A 16,427-nucleotide genomic window follows, 5' to 3' on the forward strand; every position below is an offset into this window, starting at 1 on the left:
GCAGTCGCCGGACATTTCCAGGCGCTATGCATTAGCGTTTGCTGATTATTATTGCGCCGTGCTGTTTTCGGCTGTGGATATTAATGGATCGTTTAACACCTTCTGCCAAAGATCGGCCTCAATCAAGCATCTGGCGTGCGTATTTAAAAGGCTTGACCTCATGGACGATGATTTCTGGAAAGCGGTCCGGGAAAAGGAACGGGCTTCGTCTGCCTCGCGCAGGACGGGTGCGCTCAATATCGCCCTTCTCTTTGGCACGGCGGTGGTCGCCCTGACGCTGATCCTGACGCCGATGCTTGCCGATTCTTCGAAGAAAAGCGTCTTTGCCAGCGCGCCGGTGGATTTCGACACGATCACTACAGGATCGATCCCGAAGAACGAAGGCGGCAAGCGCTATACGATCCGCCGCAGCGTCCTGCAGGAGACGCCCGGCTCGGTCTGCGTCGTCGAGGGATACGGCGTCGGCGCCGGTTGCTGAAATGCAGGCCATCGCCTGATGGCCTGCAATTGGTCATTGCAGTCGATTCACGCAAAGGGTTGGGGTAATGCGTCTTTTGAAAGCATTTTTTGCGGACGGCACAGGTGCGACGGCGGTCGAATACGGCCTGATCGCCGCCGTCATCTGCACGGCGCTCGTCTCGGGTCTCGGTATTTTTAGCGGCAGCTTGCAGAACGTCTTCAGCGTTGTCAGCAACAATATCACCGTCAATTGAAGTGGCGGCCGACTACTTTTGACGGGCTGCAGCATGATGAACTGCACTAACAGCTGACACTTTTCGATATCATTCGCTATTGCCTGAGCTTGTGCTCGTCCACTTTCAGCGCGTCGGCAAGGCGTGCCTTGGCCGAACCCGGCTGGAGCGGCTTCTGCTGGCTCTCGTGAGCCGCCCATCCGGAGACATAGATGATCGAAAAGGTCGCGCGAATGCGTCCGTCGGGATCGGAATAGCGCTCGGCATAGATCTCTGCGGCGCGCAGGAAGAAGGCGCGGGTCAGGGGCATGCGGCTGCGGGCTGCGAGCGGATTGCTCATGCCCATGGCTCGGAGGTCGCGCATCAGCGGAAAGAGAGAATCATATCGTACCTTATAGGTCTCAGCGTCGATCACCGGCAGGGTGAAGCCTGCGCGCTGCATGAGACTGCCGACATCACGCACATCGGCGAAGGGGATGACGCGCGGGCTGGCGCCACCGGTCATTTCGACCTCGGCGGTCAAGAGGGCGTCGCGCAGTTCCTGCAGCGTGCCGGCGCCGGGAATGGCCGCCAGGAACAGGCCGTCCGGTTTCAGGGCGCGGCGGATCTGGATGAAAACGCCAGGCGTGTCGTTGGTCAGATGCAGGCTGAGCGGCGCAAGGACGAGATTGATCGATTGCGGCTCGAGCGGCACGTCTTCGAAAGGCGCTTCGATCAGGGTTTCGCCTGGGGCCGCATAGGCCTTCTCGCTCTCGACGCGGATCATTGTGCTGATCTTGCCCGTCGCCATTGCCGCACGGGCCGCCGCACCGGTCGTACCATGCAATTCGACGGCGGTTTCGAAACGCCGCTCGACGACCGCCAGCCTCTCGGCCATTTCCTCTGCCGCGATGTCCAGCAGGAAGGGGGCTTTCGGATCGTTGTTGACAAGCGCGCGATGGCGATGTGCGGCGATCAGGTCTCTGTCGAAGATCGTTTCCATGGCGATGTCCATAGTCCCGCCCCGCTGAAGCAGCAAGGCGATTTTCCTTTGGATGAGAACAGGCTAGTCTCGTCGGCATGGTACCGATCCTTTTTGAAAGACCGGCAGAGTTCTTGCGGACGCGGCTCTTGCGGCCGTTTTCGGCGCTAGCCGATTTTCTCTATCCGCCGGCTTGTTCCGTCTGCGGCATTTCGACCGGCGGCCATCGCGGACTCTGTGCGAAATGCTGGTCCGGCATCCGCTTCATCGAACGGCCCTATTGCGAGGTGCTCGGCATTCCGTTCTCGCACGATCTCGGCGCCGGCATTCTCAGCGCCGAGGCAATCGCCAATCCGCCGCCTTTCGACCGGCTGCGGTCGGCGGCGACCCACGACCATGCGGTCCGCGATCTCGTGCACGGGCTCAAATATCGCGATCGCACCGATCTGGCGCCGATGATGGCCGGCTGGATGCTGCGTGCCTCCGACGGGACGGTCGAAAGCTGCGATGCGCTGATTCCGGTGCCGCTGCACCGCACCCGCATGCTGACCCGCAAGTTCAATCAGGCTGCCGAGCTTGCCCGCCATATGGCAAGGCTTTCGGGAAAACCGCTGCTTGCCGCCACCCTTATCCGCGTCAAGCGCACCAGCCAGCAGGTTGGCCTCGGCGCCAAGGCGCGCGAGGACAATGTCAGAGGCGCTTTCGCGATTGCCAAGGGCCGCGAAAACGACATTTTCGGCAAACGCATCGTCCTTGTCGACGACGTCTATACGACAGGGGCGACGGTCGCCGCCGCAAGCCGGACGCTGCGCAAGGCGGGTGCGGCCGAGATCTCGGTTTTGACCTTTGCAAGGGCTCTCTCCGAGCCTATATGACAGAAATACCCGGCATCCGTCTGGAGATATTATGGTACCCGTCACGATCTATACACGACAGTTCTGCGGCTATTGCAGCCGCGCCAAGTCCCTTCTTGAAGAAAAGGGCGTCGACTACGTCGAGCACGATGCGACCTATTCCCGGACCTTCGTCAGGAGATGATCGGCAAGTCGAACGGGCGGACCACCTTCCCGCAGATTTTTATCGGCGCCGAACATGTCGGCGGCTGCGACGATCTCTTCGCGCTCGACCGCGCCGGCAAGCTTGATCCGATGCTGGCGGCCTGAGGAGGAACCGATGAGTTTCAAGGCTGCCGCCATCCAGATGTGCTCCGGGGTCGATCCGGTCAAGAATGCCGCCGCCATGGCGCGGCTGGTGCGCGAGGCTGCCGCCCAGGGCGTGACCTATGTGCAGACGCCCGAGATGACCGGCATGCTGCAGCGCGACCGCGCCGCGGCGCTTGCCGCGCTCGCCGACGAGACGCACGATATCATCGTCAAGACCGGTTCGGAGCTTGCTCGGGAATTTGGCATCTACATGCATGTCGGCTCGACGGCGATCGCGCTTTCCGACGGCAAGCTCGCCAATCGCGGTTTCCTGTTCGGTCCGGACGGCAGGATCCTCAATCGCTACGACAAGATCCATATGTTCGATGTCGATCTCGACAATGGCGAGAGCTGGCGTGAAAGTGCGGCCTATACGGCCGGTTCGGAGGCGCGCGTCCTGTCGCTGCCCTTTGCCGAAATGGGTTTTGCGATCTGCTACGACGTGCGCTTTCCCGCCCTTTTCCGTGCCCAGGCGATTGCCGGCGCCGAAGTGATGACGGTTCCCGCCGCCTTCACCCGGCAGACGGGCGAAGCGCATTGGGAGATCCTGCTGCGCGCCCGCGCGATCGAGAACGGTGTCTTCGTCATCGCCGCGGCGCAGGCCGGCCGGCACGAGGATGGGCGCGAGACCTTCGGCCATTCGATGATCATCGATCCCTGGGGCACGGTGCTGGCATCGGCCGGGGCCACCGGCGAGGCGGTCGTCCTCGCCGAGATCGATCCCGGCGCGGTCAAGGCTGCGCATGACAAGATCCCGAACCTGAGGAACGGCCGGGAATTCTCGGTCGAAAAGATTGCGGGGGCAGTCGAAGGAGGCGTCGCCGCTTGATCCGCTATTCTCTCACTTGCGACAATGCCCATGAATTCGAAGGCTGGTTTTCGGAAAGCGCCGACTTCGACCGTCAGGTCGCGACCGGTTTCCTGACCTGCCCGGTCTGCCATTCCGCCGCCGTCTCCAAGCTTCTGATGGCGCCTTCCGTTTCGACGGCGCGCAAGAAGGACGAGAGGCAGACCTTGGCGATGGACGCGATGCGGCAGGAGGCCCTGCAAAAACTGAAAGAGGCCGTCGCCGCCGTCAAAGCCAATTCCGAGGATGTCGGCACGAAGTTTCCAGAGGAGGCCCGCAAGATCCATTATGGCGAGGCGGATGCCCGCGGCATCATCGGCCAGGCGACGTTGGACGAGGCGCAGGCGCTGGTGGAAGAAGGCATCGAGATCGCTGCTATTCCGGTTCTGCCGGAGGATGTGCACTGAAATTCAGCCGGTGCATTGGCCCCAATGCCGAAATGTAGCCGGCTTGTGAATGCCGGATCAAGCCGGCCGTTTCGCCAGCATCATATAGTTCACATCCATATCTCTCGACAGGTTCCACTGGTTCGACAGCGGATTGAAGAAGACGCCGGTGCGGTCGGTTGTCTCGAGACCGCTTGCGGCAAGCGGTTTTTCCAGCTCTTCCGGGCGCACCAGCTTTTCATACTGGTGGGTGCCGCGCGGCAACCAGCGCAGGATGTTCTCGGCGGCGAAGATGGCAAGCGCTGCCGCCTTCATCGTGCGGTTGATGGTGGCAACGAAGATCAGGCCGCCGGGGCGGACCATTTTTGCGCAGGTCGTCATGAAGAACTCGACGTCGGCGACGTGTTCGACCACTTCCATGTTCAACACGATATCGAAGGTCTCGCCGGCCTCGGCAAGCTCCTCGGCGGTGACGGCGCGGTAGTCGACCGGAACGCCGGAGGCTTTCGCATGCGTCGAGGCGATGCCGATATTTTTCTCGGAGGGATCGGCGCCGGTGACGGAGGCGCCCATGCGGGCGACCGGCTCGGACAACAGGCCGCCGCCGCAGCCGATATCGAGGACGCGCAGACCCTCGAGCGGCCGAGGGCTTTTCGGATCGCGGCCGAAATTCTCGCAGGCCTTGTCTCTTATATAGGCGAGCCGGACGGGATTGAACTTGTGCAGCGGTTTGAACTTGCCGGTCGGGCTCCACCATTCCGCTGCCATCGCCGAGAAGCGGTCCACTTCGCCTTGGTCGATCGTGCTTCTGGCGCCTTCCGTCATCGTCCTCTCCTTCGTTCGCAGGATGTGAAGTCGGACGATCGGGGGCATAAGTCAAGGGGCGCGAAGCAGGAGACCGGCAGGCGTCGAGCCGCCCGGCAACTGCTTTTATCGCGCGCGCTTGCCTACCCCCGCCAAACTCGCTAAGAGACGCCGCAACTTGGGGCCTTACAGGCCTGGGCTTTTAGAGCGGTTCCAGAAATTGTAACTCGGCTCTTTCGCCAAGCGGTCCGCCCCAGAGCTTTCGTGATGCCGGGTCCGGGGTTTCCGTTTTCCGGCGCCAGTCGTGGTAGAGGCATATGGCACGCATCGTAATGAAATTCGGCGGCACGTCCGTCGCTGACCTGGACCGCATCAAGAACGTTGCCCGCCATGTGAAACGCGAAGTCGATGCCGGCCACGAGGTGGCGGTGGTCGTTTCGGCCATGTCCGGCAAGACCAACGAGCTGGTCGGCTGGGTGCAGGGCATGCCGAAGGTGATCGGCGCCAACTCTCCGTTTTACGATGCCCGCGAATATGATGCGGTCGTCGCCTCCGGCGAGCAGGTGACCTCGGGGCTGCTGGCGATTGCGCTACAGGCGATGGATATCAATGCGCGCTCCTGGCAGGGATGGCAGATCCCGATCCGCACCGACAATGCCCACGGCGCGGCACGCATCCTCGAGATCGACGGCTCCGACATCATCAAGCGCATGGGCGAGGGGCAGGTCGCCGTCATATCAGGTTTCCAGGGGTTGGGACCGGACAACCGCCTCGCCACACTCGGGCGCGGCGGATCGGATACGTCGGCCGTCGCCATCGCGGCCGCTGTCAAAGCGGATCGCTGCGATATCTATACCGATGTCGACGGCGTCTACACGACCGATCCGCGCATCGTGCCGCAGGCGCGCAGGCTGAAGAAGATCGCTTTCGAAGAAATGCTCGAGATGGCCTCGCTCGGCGCCAAGGTGCTGCAGGTGCGCTCGGTCGAGCTTGCCATGGTGCACAAGGTGCGTACCTTCGTGCGCTCGTCTTTCGAAGATCCCGATGCTCCGGGCATGGGCGATCTGTTGAACCCGCCCGGAACGCTGATTTGTGACGAGGATGAAATCGTGGAACAGGAAGTAGTCACCGGCATCGCCTATGCCAAGGATGAGGCTCAGATCTCGCTTCGCCGTCTTGCCGACCGGCCGGGCGTCTCCGCCGCGATCTTCGGGCCGCTTGCCGAATCCCATATCAATGTCGACATGATCGTCCAGAATATTTCCGAGGACGGATCGAAGACCGATATGACCTTCACCGTGCCGTCGGGCGACGTCGAGAAGGCGATCAAGGTGCTCGGCGACCATAAGGAGAAGATCGGCTACGACGTCGTGCAAAACGAATCGGGGCTGGTGAAAGTCTCGGTCATCGGCATCGGCATGCGCAGCCATGCCGGCGTTGCTGCCACCGCATTTCGTGCACTTGCCGAAAAAGGCATCAACATCAAGGCGATCACCACCTCCGAGATCAAGATTTCCATCCTGATCGACGGTCCTTATGCAGAACTCGCTGTCAGGACTTTGCATTCCTGCTACGGTCTGGATAAGAATTGATTCCCAGCGGGCGGCCTGCTCCTTCAGGTTGAGGAGACGACGGCGGGCCGGCCGGGACAGAGTGCGTTGTTTCGGGAGCTTGAGACGTCATGAGAGACCTTTCCGGCGGTCCGCGCGTGCTGCTCAGGCGGCTGCGCGAGTTGATGGCAGAGCCGCTGGAGCCGCAGGATCGTCTTGACCGGATCGTCCGGCAGATCGCCGGCAACATGGTGGCGGAGGTTTGCTCCGTCTACGTGCTGCGCGCCGACGGCGTGCTTGAGCTCTACGCCACCGAAGGCCTCAACCGCGAGGCCGTGCACCTGGCGCAGCTGAAGATGGGGCAGGGCCTCGTCGGCACGATCGCGGCTTCAGCGCAGCCGCTCAACCTTTCCGACGCGCAGTCGCATCCGGCGTTCCGCTACCTGCCGGAGACGGGTGAAGAAATCTACCATTCCTTCCTCGGCGTGCCGATCTTGAGGACCGGGCGCTCGCTCGGCGTTCTCGTCGTGCAGAACAAGGCGAGCCGCACCTATCGCGAGGAAGAGGTGGAAGCGCTCGAGACGACGGCAATGGTGCTTGCCGAGATGATCGCCACCGGCGAGCTGAAGAAGATCACCAAGCCGGGCCTCGAACTCGACCTGACGCGCTCGGTGACCGTCGACGGCGACACTTATAATGACGGCATCGGCCTCGGTTACGTCGTGCTGCACGAGCCGCGCATCGTCGTTACCAACCTGCTCAACGAAGATGCCGAGAAAGAAATCCGGCGGCTGGCTGAAGCCATGGGTTCGCTCAGGATCTCGATCGACGACATGCTGTCGCGTCGCGACGTGTCGATGGAGGGTGAGCACCGTGAGGTGCTCGAAACCTACCGGATGTTCGCGCATGACCAGGGCTGGGTGCGCAAGCTCGAGGAGGCGATCCGCAACGGCCTGACGGCGGAAGCGGCGGTCGAGAAGGTGCAGAGCGACACCAAGGCGCGGATGATGCGGTTGACCGACCCCTATCTGCGCGAACGCATGCATGATTTCGAGGATCTGGCGAACCGTCTGCTTCGGCAGTTGACCGGTTATACCGGGCGGACGACCGCGGAAGGTTTCCCCAACGACGCGGTCATCCTGGCGCGTGCCATGGGGGCGGCGGAACTGCTCGATTATCCGCGCGCCAATGTGCGCGGGCTGGTGCTGGAGGAAGGGGCGGTGACGAGCCATGTGGTGATCGTCGCGCGTGCCATGGGCATTCCTGTTATCGGCCAGGCGGCGGGTGTCGTGGCGCTCGCCGAGAACGGCGATGCCGTGATCATCGACGCCGACGAGGGACATGTGCATCTGCGGCCGATGACCGATCATCGCCGCTCCTACGAGGAAAAGGTCCGCTTCCGCGCCAGACGGCAGGAACAGTTCCGGGCACTGCGCGCCATCGAGCCGGTCACCAAAGACGGCAAGCGGATCTCGCTGATGATGAATGCCGGCCTGCTGGTCGATCTGCCGCAGCTGTCGGAATCGGGTGCGGAGGGTATCGGTCTCTTCCGCACCGAGCTGCAATTCATGATCGCCTCCACCATGCCGAAGGCGGACGAGCAGGAGCAGTTCTACCGCAATGTGATCAAACAGGCGGCCGGCCGCGTCGTCACCTTCCGCACGCTCGATATCGGTGGCGACAAGGTCGTGCCCTATTTCCGCGGCCACGAGGAGGAAAACCCCGCACTCGGCTGGCGCGCCATCCGGCTGTCGCTCGACCGGCCGGGACTGTTGCGCACTCAGCTGCGCGCCCTGCTGAAGGCGTCGGCCGATACCGAGCTGAAGCTGATGGTGCCGATGGTGACCGAGGTTTCCGAGCTGAGGATGGTGCGCGAGCTCCTGCAGAAGGAAGTTCAGCATCTCTCGCGCTTCGGCCACGGGCTGCCGCGCAAGCTGCAATTCGGTGCGATGCTTGAGGTGCCGGCGCTGCTCTGGCAGCTCGACGAGCTGATGGAGGCGGTCGATTTCGTTTCGGTCGGCTCGAACGACCTCTTCCAGTTCTCGATGGCCGTCGACCGCGGCAATGCGCGTGTCTCGGACCGTTTCGATCCGCTGGGCAAGCCGTTTTTGCGGATCCTGCGCGACATCGTGCGTGGGGCGGACCGGAACAAGACGCCGGTGACGTTGTGCGGCGAACTTGCCGGCAAGCCGCTCTCGGCAATGGCGCTGCTCGGCATCGGCTTCCGCTCGATTTCGATGTCGCCGGCCTCGATCGGGCCAGTGAAAGCGATGCTGCTCGGGCTCGACGTCGGCGCGCTGGCGAAGGCGATGGATGACGTGCTGGACGACAATAGCGCCACGGTGCCGATGCGCGAGGTGCTTGCCCGCTTCGCCGAGAGCCACAATATTCCCCTCTAGGCCTATATTAAGAAGAATCGGAGTGAAGGGTGGCGAAGCTTCCCGTTGAAAAGATGCGCGAGCTGGAACGCCGTTTCGACGAGATCGAAGCGCGCATGTCGGCAGGCCCGGCCGCCGACGTCTATGTGAAGCTTGCATCCGAATATTCCGAGCTGCAGCCTGTCGTCACGAAGATCCGCGCCTACGAGAAGGCGGTCGCCGAGCTTGCCGATCTCGACACGCTGCTCGAAGACAAATCGGTGGATCGTGAGATGCGCGATCTTGCCGAACTCGAACTGCCCGAGGTGAAGGAGCGGATCGAGGCGCTGGAGCAGGAAATGCAGATCCTGCTTCTGCCGAAGGATGCGGCGGACGAAAAGAGCGCGATCCTTGAAATCCGCGCCGGCACCGGCGGCTCGGAAGCAGCCCTTTTCGCCGGCGATCTCTTTCGCATGTACGAGCGTTTCGCGGCCGAAAAGAGCTGGAAGGTGGAGGTGCTCTCGGCAAGCGAGGGCGAAGCCGGCGGCTACAAGGAAATCATCGCGACGATCACCGGGCGAGGCGTCTTTGCCAAGCTGAAATTCGAATCCGGGGTACACCGGGTGCAGCGTGTGCCGGAAACCGAGGCGGGTGGGCGCATCCATACCTCGGCCGCCACGGTGGCGGTGCTGCCGGAGGCAGAGGAGATCGACATCGAAATCCGGCCGGAAGATATCCGCATCGATACGATGCGCTCCTCCGGTGCCGGCGGCCAGCACGTCAATACGACGGACTCGGCGGTGCGCATCACCCACCTGCCGAGCGGCATCGTCGTTACCAGCTCGGAAAAATCGCAGCATCAGAACCGCGCCAAGGCGATGCAGGTGCTGCGTTCCAGGCTCTACGATGCCGAGCGGCAGCGGGCCGACAGCGAACGCTCGGCCGATCGCAAGAGCCAGGTCGGCTCCGGCGATCGCTCGGAACGCATCCGCACCTATAATTTCCCGCAGGGACGCGTGACGGACCATCGCATCAATCTGACGCTCTATAAGCTCGACCGGATGATGGAGGGTGAGATCGAGGAGGTCGTCGATGCGTTGATGGCCGACTATCAGGCAAGCCAGCTGGCGCAGCTCGGCGAGCAGCTATGAGCCAGACGGTCGCCGATATGCTTGCCGAAGCGCGCCGTCGCTTCACGGAGGCAGGCATCGCCGATCCGGCAACCGATGCGCGTCTGCTTGTCGCGGGCCTTCTGAAACAGTCATCGACCGAACTGTTGACGCGATCGGCCGAGAAGCTTTCTGCTGATCAGATCGCGGTGATTTCCAAGGCGCTGGAGCGGCGGCTCGGCCATGAGCCGGTGCATCGCATTCTTGGCGAGCGGGAATTTTACGGCCTGGCGCTGCAGCTTTCGGCGGAAACCCTGGAGCCGCGGCCGGATACGGAAATTCTGGTCGATACGGTGCTTCCCTATCTCAAGGACCTTGCAAAGGTCCACGGCCATCTCCATATTCTTGACATCGGAACAGGGACCGGGGCGATATGCCTTGCGCTGTTGAGCGAGTGTCCCGAGGCGTCAGGCATCGGCAGCGACATATCGGCGGATGCCCTTGGAACGGCAAGATCAAACGCAGAAAGAAACGGGTTGCAGGATCGCTTTCAGGCCGTACAGTCGAAATGGTTCGAGAAGATCCAGGGCTCATTTCACGCGATTGTCTCAAATCCGCCCTATATTGCCTCCAATGTCATTCACGATCTCGCTCCCGAAGTGACGAAATTTGATCCGGTTGCGGCTCTGGATGGCGGCCCGGATGGGCTTGACGCCTATAAAGCCATAGCCAAGGATGCGGCAAGGTTCATGAGACCCGACGGGGTTCTTGGGCTGGAAATCGGCTACGATCAGCGAAACGATGTGACGGCGATCTTCGAAGCGAAAGGCTTCAGCTGCCTCAAATCCGTGAAAGATTATGGTCAGAATGACAGGGCGCTCATGTTCGCGCTCGCGTAAAAGGCGATAATTGCGGCATTGGACGGGACATTATTGTTATTGCGAAGAAAAGGCTTGGATTTCCCAGGGAAGCAATATAGGTTGCGGACACGTGTTGGGCAGATAGGAATGAACGAGATTCGTTCGGTACTTGGTTTGCCTCGGGGGTCCGCTCTTTTAAACGAGAGTTTCAACGGTTGAACACGACCCAACGCGTGAATCAGTCAAACTGACTTGAGAACCAAGCGGCAGGTCGGCGCAGAGGCGCAGTATGCTCGCGGCACAAAGGTCCTGACCCGGTTTTCCGGTCATGGCGGTTGGTGCCATGTATCCATCACAAACAGAGAATTCAGGTGAACGATCTATGAGGCCAGGACAGCAAAACAAGCGCGGTCGAGGGCGTGGTAACAACAATAACAATGGCGGCGGCGGAAATAACAACAACAACAATTTCAACCGCAAGGGCGGCAACCCGCTGACCCGGACCTATGACAGCTCCGGCCCCGATGTGAAGATTCGCGGCACCGCCCAGCATATCGCCGAGAAGTATGCGCAGCTTGCCCGTGATGCCCAGAGCTCCGGCGACCGCGTGATGGCCGAGAACTATCTTCAGCACGCCGAACATTACAATCGGATCATCGCCAGCGCTCAGGCGCAGATGCAGGAGCGTTTCCAGCGCGACGATCGCGGCGATTACAATGACCGCGACGGGGCGGATCGCGACAGCGATGATATTGATAACAACGACAATGACGGCGATGATGTCGTTGTCGTCCAGCCGCCGCAGAGCAGGCAGCACCAGACGCAGGCACAGCCGCAGCCGCAGCCGGCTCCCGCTTCGGCACCTCAGCCCGACGTCATCGATGGAACCGGCCCGCAGCCGGAGATCGAAGGCATCCCTGCCGAGGTCGCCATGGACGAGGAGGGTTCCGCCGGCCAGCCGCGCGAACGCCAGCCCCGCCGCCGCAGCGCCGGCAACCGTCCCCGCCGCCCGCGTCGTGGCGCAGAAGGCGACGCAGCCTCGGAAGGCGAGGGCGCTTCCGCAGAGGCGCCTGTTCTGGCGGACGCCACATCGGAGTGAAGGATTTCGCCTCTCCTTCGGGAGGAGGCGGGACGTTCATACCATCTGCCCGGATTTGCTTGAAAATCCCCGGCCCTGTGCCGGGGATTTTCATTTTACGGGCTCTTTAAACTCCTGGAACAGGCTACCATATTCTCCTCGAACTGCTTCGCCCAAATCGAGAGACGGGCAAGCGCGGCCTGCCTTTTCAGGGGGTCGATCTCAATCATCGGTCTGCGCCTCGAAAGGGCAGGGCGATCCATGGAGGTGGAATATGAATATCGAGAAATATTCGGAGCGGGTGCGCGGCTTCATCCAGTCGGCGCAGACCTACGCGCTGGCGCAGGGTCATCAGCAATTTTCGCCCGAGCACGTGCTGAAAGTCCTGCTTGACGATGATCAGGGCATGGCCGCGTCTCTGATCGAGCGCGCCGGCGGCGATCCCAAGGCTGCCCGCCTTGCCAATGACGCCGCCCTTGCCAAAATGCCGAAGATCTCAGGCGGCAACGGCAACATCTATCTGGCGCAGCCGCTTGCCAAGGTGCTTTCGACCGCCGAAGAGGCGGCGAAGAAGGCCGGCGACAGCTTCGTGACGGTGGAACGCCTGCTGCAGGCGCTGGCGATCGAATCCTCGGCGTCGACCTTTTCGACGCTGAAGAACGCCGGCGTCACGGCTCAGGGTCTCAACCAGGTCATCAACGATATCCGCAAGGGTCGGACGGCCGATTCTTCCAACGCCGAGCAGGGCTTCGATTCTCTGAAGAAATTCGCGCGTGATCTGACCGGCGAAGCTCGCGAGGGCAAGCTCGATCCGGTCATCGGCCGCGACGACGAGATTCGCCGCACCATCCAGGTCCTGTCGCGGCGCACCAAGAACAACCCGGTGCTGATCGGCGAGCCCGGCGTCGGCAAGACGGCGATCGTCGAAGGGCTGGCGCTGCGTATCGTCAACGGCGACGTGCCGGAATCGCTCAAGGACAAGAAGCTGATGGCGCTCGACATGGGCGCGCTGATTGCCGGTGCGAAATATCGCGGCGAATTCGAAGAGCGGCTGAAGGCCGTGCTCAACGAAGTGCAGGCGGAAAACGGCGAGATCATCCTGTTCATCGACGAGATGCACACGCTGGTCGGCGCCGGCAAGGCCGATGGGGCAATGGATGCCTCCAACCTGCTGAAGCCTGCTCTTGCCCGCGGCGAACTGCATTGCGTCGGCGCGACCACGCTCGACGAATATCGCAAACATGTCGAGAAGGATCCGGCGCTTGCCCGGCGCTTCCAGCCCGTCGTCGTCGACGAGCCGACGGTCGAAGACACGATCTCGATCCTGCGCGGTCTGAAGGAAAAATACGAGCAGCACCACAAGGTGCGCATTGCCGATGCGGCGCTTGTCGCCGCCGCGACACTGTCCAACCGTTACATTACCGACCGTTTCCTGCCCGACAAGGCGATTGATCTGATGGATGAGGCGGCAGCGCGGCTGCGCATGCAGGTGGATTCCAAGCCGGAGGAGCTCGACGAGCTCGACCGCCGCATCATCCAGCTGAAGATCGAGCGCGAGGCGCTGAAGAAGGAAACCGACGTCGCTTCCGCCGATCGGCTGAAGCGGCTGGAGACCGAACTTACCACTCTTGAAGAGGAAGCCGATGCGCTGACGGCCCGCTGGCAGGCGGAAAAGCAGAAGCTTGGCCTTGCCGCCGATCTCAAGAAGCAGCTCGACGATGCCCGCAACGAACTGGCGATCGCCCAGCGCAAGGGTGAGTTTCAGCGTGCCGGCGAGCTGACCTATGGCGTCATTCCGGATCTCGAAAAGCAGCTCGTCGAAGCCGAGAAGCAGGATGGCGAGCGCGGCGCGATGGTCCAGGAGGTGGTGATCCCCGACAACATCGCCCATGTCGTGTCCCGCTGGACCGGCATCCCGGTCGACAAGATGCTGGAGGGCGAACGCGACAAGCTGCTTCGGATGGAAGACGAGCTGGGGAAATCGGTGATCGGCCAGGGCGATGCGGTTCAGGCCGTGTCGCGCGCGGTCCGCCGCGCCCGCGCCGGTCTGCAGGATCCGAACCGGCCGATCGGCTCGTTCATCTTCCTCGGCCCGACCGGCGTCGGCAAGACGGAGCTCACCAAGGCGCTCGCCCGCTTCCTGTTCGACGACGAAACGGCGATGGTGCGCATGGATATGTCGGAATATATGGAGAAACACTCCGTTGCCCGGCTGATCGGCGCGCCTCCCGGCTATGTCGGTTATGACGAAGGCGGAGCGCTGACGGAAGCGGTGCGCCGCAGGCCTTATCAGGTCGTGCTGTTCGACGAGATCGAGAAGGCGCATCCAGACGTCTTCAACATCCTGCTGCAGGTACTGGACGACGGACGCCTCACCGACGGCCAGGGCCGGACGGTCGATTTCCGCAACACGATGATCATCATGACCTCGAACCTCGGCGCCGAATATCTGACGCACCTCAGGGACGGCGACGACAGCGACACGGTTCGCGAACAGGTGATGGAGGTCGTGCGCGGGCATTTCCGGCCGGAATTCCTGAACCGTATCGACGAGATCATCCTCTTCCACCGCCTGAAACGCGAGGAGATGGGCGCGATCGTCGATATCCAGCTGAAGCGGCTCGTGGCTCTGCTGTCGGAGCGCAAGATCGTCATCGATCTCGATGAGGACGCCCGCCACTGGCTGGCGAACAAGGGGTACGACCCGGTCTACGGCGCAAGGCCGCTGAAGCGGGTGATCCAGAAATTCGTGCAGGATCCGCTGGCCGAGCAGATTCTGTCCGGCCAGATGCCGGATGGATCGACGGTGAAGGTGACAAGCGGTTCGGACCGGCTGCAGTTCCGGGCACGGCAGACGGTCAGCGAAGCGGCATAGGCCGAGCCGTCGGATGAATGAGAAATGGCGGCTTTGGCCGCCATTTTTTGTGGGCCGAGACACCCCGGCAGTTCATCAGCCTGCCGGCTGCGGCGGCGATTACTTGCTCGCCACCTGATCCGATGTCTGGTTGTTCAGCAGCGTATCGATGCGCTTGCGCTCATCCTCGAATTTTGCCAGCGCCTCGCCCTGCAGCGATTTGCCGCCCGGCAGGCGAATGCGCAGCGGATCGACCTTGGTACCGTTGACGATCAGCTCGTAATGCAGATGCGGGCCGGTGGATTCGCCGGTCGTGCCGACCCAGCCGATCACCTGGCCCTGGCGGATCTTGGCGCCGGGCACAACGCCCTTGGCGATGGCGCTCTGGTGATTGTAGGAGGATTCGTAACCGTTCGCATGGCGAATGATCGTCTGGTTGCCATAGCCACCGGAATCCCACCCGGCTTTCTCGACCGTGCCGTTGCCGGCAGCGATGATCGCCGTGCCGCGAGGGGCCGCCCAATCGACGCCGGTATGCATGCGGGCAAAACCGAGGATTGGGTGCCGGCGCATGCCGAAGCCGGATTTGAAGATGCCGTTCGGAACCGGGTTGCGCAGCAGGAACTGGCGGATGCTCTTGCCGTTCTCGTCGAAATAATCGACCGTGCCGTCCTCGGGATCCTGGAAGCGGTAGAAGCGCGTCTGCGTATCGCCGAAACGGGCGTTGACGTAGAGCAGTTCGGAATCCTCGGTTGCCTGGCCGGCACTGTCGGCGACGGAGAAAAAGGCCTCGAGCGTATCCGTCGGTCTCAGCTGCGCCTGGAAATCGACATTGCTGGCGAGCAGCTTGATGATCAGCGCCGTCATATCCTTGGTCATGCCGTAGGAAAGGGCGGCGCGAAAGATGCCGTCATAGACGCGCGGCAGGTTCTGGCCGGGCGCCGGCGCGAAGGAATTGTCATCAAAGGCTGTGGCGATGGCGTCCAGCATCGGCGGCTCGCTGCCGGACACATATTTGCCCTTGTCGTCGAGAGCCACGGTGACCAGATGGCGCGTGCCGCGATAGACGCTGGCCCGGATGATCTTTGCCTGTTCGCCCTTCTGGATGATGCCGATCCGCAGCACGTCGCCTTTTTCGAGGTCGCTGGCTCCCAACTGCTGGGCAATGATGCCGGCAATGCCATCGGCATATTGCTGCGGATAACCGGAATCTGTCAGCGCCTTGGCGATGGGTGCGTCGACGCGCACCGGCAGGATGTCGTCGGCGAATTCTTCGGTCTGCGGCGTGATCGATTCCGGTGCGGAGACCGTCATGTTCTGCTCGAGCACGCGGGCGGAGAGACCCGCGGTCAGATCGACATCGGCATCCTCGTTGGAGAAACGACGCGGGTCGACGTAATAAAGCGCTGCGAGTTGCGTATTGCCGTCGGTCAGCACGGAACCGTTGGAGCGCACATTTTCTTCGACCTCCTCGAGTGACAGGCCGGAGGCCATCTTCATACCGGTCTTGCCGGTCGGGAAGGCAATGGTTTTGAGGCTGACTTCGGATTCAACGTCGGAGCCGTAAATCGCGCCGGTGCGGCTCTGCGGGGCAGGCTGCGGCTCGTCGGCGGAGAAGATCGCCAGGGGATCGAAATCGGGATAGTCCTCGGTCGCGACATGGTTGGCGGCCAGCGTCATCTTCACATGCGCGAAGGGCTGGCGGCGCACGACCTCTTTTTCGCCGT

At 62.1% G+C, this 16,427-nt stretch carries 14 protein-coding genes and 1 pseudogene (1 of these 15 cut by a window edge); 12 read left to right on the forward strand and 3 right to left on the reverse strand.

Going from position 1 to position 16,427, the window contains the following annotated elements:
• Positions 1–160 precede the first annotated feature (160 nt).
• Together MHI61_RS25785 and MHI61_RS25790 are read left to right on the forward strand one after the other, a co-directional pair.
• Positions 161–478: a hypothetical protein gene (locus tag MHI61_RS25785; RefSeq protein WP_004671792.1), complete on the forward strand. Its 318-nt coding sequence runs from the start codon at positions 161–163 to the stop codon at positions 476–478.
• A 67-nt stretch (positions 479–545) separates the two neighbouring features.
• Positions 546–713, forward strand: coding sequence for a Flp family type IVb pilin (locus MHI61_RS25790; RefSeq protein ID WP_097584671.1), 168 nt, complete (start codon positions 546–548; stop codon positions 711–713).
• A 76-nt stretch (positions 714–789) separates the two neighbouring features.
• Here MHI61_RS25790 and MHI61_RS25795 read toward each other — a convergent pair whose 3' ends face one another.
• Positions 790–1,674 carry a methyltransferase domain-containing protein gene (locus MHI61_RS25795; protein WP_239792907.1) on the reverse strand — a complete coding sequence of 295 codons (885 nt, stop codon included), beginning with the start codon at positions 1,672–1,674 and terminating at the stop codon, positions 790–792.
• 77 nt (positions 1,675–1,751) lie between these two features.
• Between MHI61_RS25795 and MHI61_RS25800 the strand changes: the two genes are divergently transcribed.
• The 4 genes and pseudogenes from MHI61_RS25800 (at position 1,752) to MHI61_RS25815 (ending at position 4,109) form a co-directional block, all read left to right on the forward strand.
• Entirely contained in the window at positions 1,752–2,528 is a 777-nt protein-coding gene (locus MHI61_RS25800) for a ComF family protein (protein WP_239791088.1), read from the forward strand.
• Positions 2,529–2,559: 31 nt separating this feature from the next.
• A pseudogene (gene grxC / locus MHI61_RS25805) lies at positions 2,560–2,816 on the forward strand (glutaredoxin 3).
• Between the two features lie 10 nt (positions 2,817–2,826).
• Positions 2,827–3,684, forward strand: coding sequence for a carbon-nitrogen hydrolase family protein (locus tag MHI61_RS25810; protein WP_239791089.1), 858 nt, complete (start codon positions 2,827–2,829; stop codon positions 3,682–3,684).
• Complete coding sequence (locus tag MHI61_RS25815; RefSeq protein WP_012485361.1) at positions 3,681–4,109, forward strand: DUF1178 family protein; 429 nt, start codon at positions 3,681–3,683, stop codon at positions 4,107–4,109. Before MHI61_RS25810 ends, MHI61_RS25815 begins: the two co-directional genes overlap by 4 nt.
• Before the next feature lie 57 nt (positions 4,110–4,166).
• Here the strand turns inward: MHI61_RS25815 and ubiG are convergent, their stop codons facing one another.
• Positions 4,167–4,913 (reverse strand): bifunctional 2-polyprenyl-6-hydroxyphenol methylase/3-demethylubiquinol 3-O-methyltransferase UbiG, encoded by a 747-nt coding sequence (ubiG, locus tag MHI61_RS25820; RefSeq protein WP_239791090.1) that lies wholly within the window; start codon positions 4,911–4,913, stop codon positions 4,167–4,169.
• A gap of 296 nt (positions 4,914–5,209) precedes the next feature.
• Here ubiG and MHI61_RS25825 point away from each other — a divergent pair, with 296 nt between their 5' ends.
• From MHI61_RS25825 to clpB, 6 genes are all read left to right on the forward strand, one after another.
• On the forward strand, positions 5,210–6,484 hold the full coding sequence (locus MHI61_RS25825; protein WP_097584677.1) for an aspartate kinase: 1,275 nt from the start codon (positions 5,210–5,212) through the stop codon (positions 6,482–6,484).
• Between the two features lie 89 nt (positions 6,485–6,573).
• Positions 6,574–8,841, forward strand: coding sequence for a phosphoenolpyruvate--protein phosphotransferase (gene ptsP / locus MHI61_RS25830; protein WP_097584679.1), 2,268 nt, complete (start codon positions 6,574–6,576; stop codon positions 8,839–8,841).
• Between the two features lie 29 nt (positions 8,842–8,870).
• Complete coding sequence (prfA, locus tag MHI61_RS25835) at positions 8,871–9,950, forward strand: peptide chain release factor 1 (protein ID WP_239791091.1); 1,080 nt, start codon at positions 8,871–8,873, stop codon at positions 9,948–9,950.
• Positions 9,947–10,807: a peptide chain release factor N(5)-glutamine methyltransferase gene (gene prmC / locus MHI61_RS25840; protein ID WP_239791092.1), complete on the forward strand. Its 861-nt coding sequence runs from the start codon at positions 9,947–9,949 to the stop codon at positions 10,805–10,807. The genes prfA and prmC overlap by 4 nt, the downstream gene beginning before the upstream one ends.
• A 343-nt stretch (positions 10,808–11,150) precedes the next feature.
• Positions 11,151–11,867, forward strand: coding sequence for a DUF4167 domain-containing protein (locus MHI61_RS25845; protein WP_239791093.1), 717 nt, complete (start codon positions 11,151–11,153; stop codon positions 11,865–11,867).
• A gap of 253 nt (positions 11,868–12,120) precedes the next feature.
• Positions 12,121–14,721 carry an ATP-dependent chaperone ClpB gene (gene clpB / locus MHI61_RS25850; RefSeq protein WP_239791094.1) on the forward strand — a complete coding sequence of 867 codons (2,601 nt, stop codon included), beginning with the start codon at positions 12,121–12,123 and terminating at the stop codon, positions 14,719–14,721.
• A 99-nt stretch (positions 14,722–14,820) separates the two neighbouring features.
• Here the strand turns inward: clpB and MHI61_RS25855 are convergent, their stop codons facing one another.
• Positions 14,821–16,427 carry the 3' portion of a M23 family metallopeptidase gene (locus tag MHI61_RS25855; protein WP_239791095.1) on the reverse strand. 334 nt of this gene lie beyond the right edge of the window, so the window shows 1,607 of its 1,941 coding nt (coding positions 335–1,941); its start codon lies beyond the right edge, outside the window; its stop codon occupies positions 14,821–14,823.

It is taken from the genome of Rhizobium sp. K102 (assembly GCF_022385315.1).
GTDB lineage: Bacteria > Pseudomonadota > Alphaproteobacteria > Rhizobiales > Rhizobiaceae > Rhizobium > Rhizobium croatiense.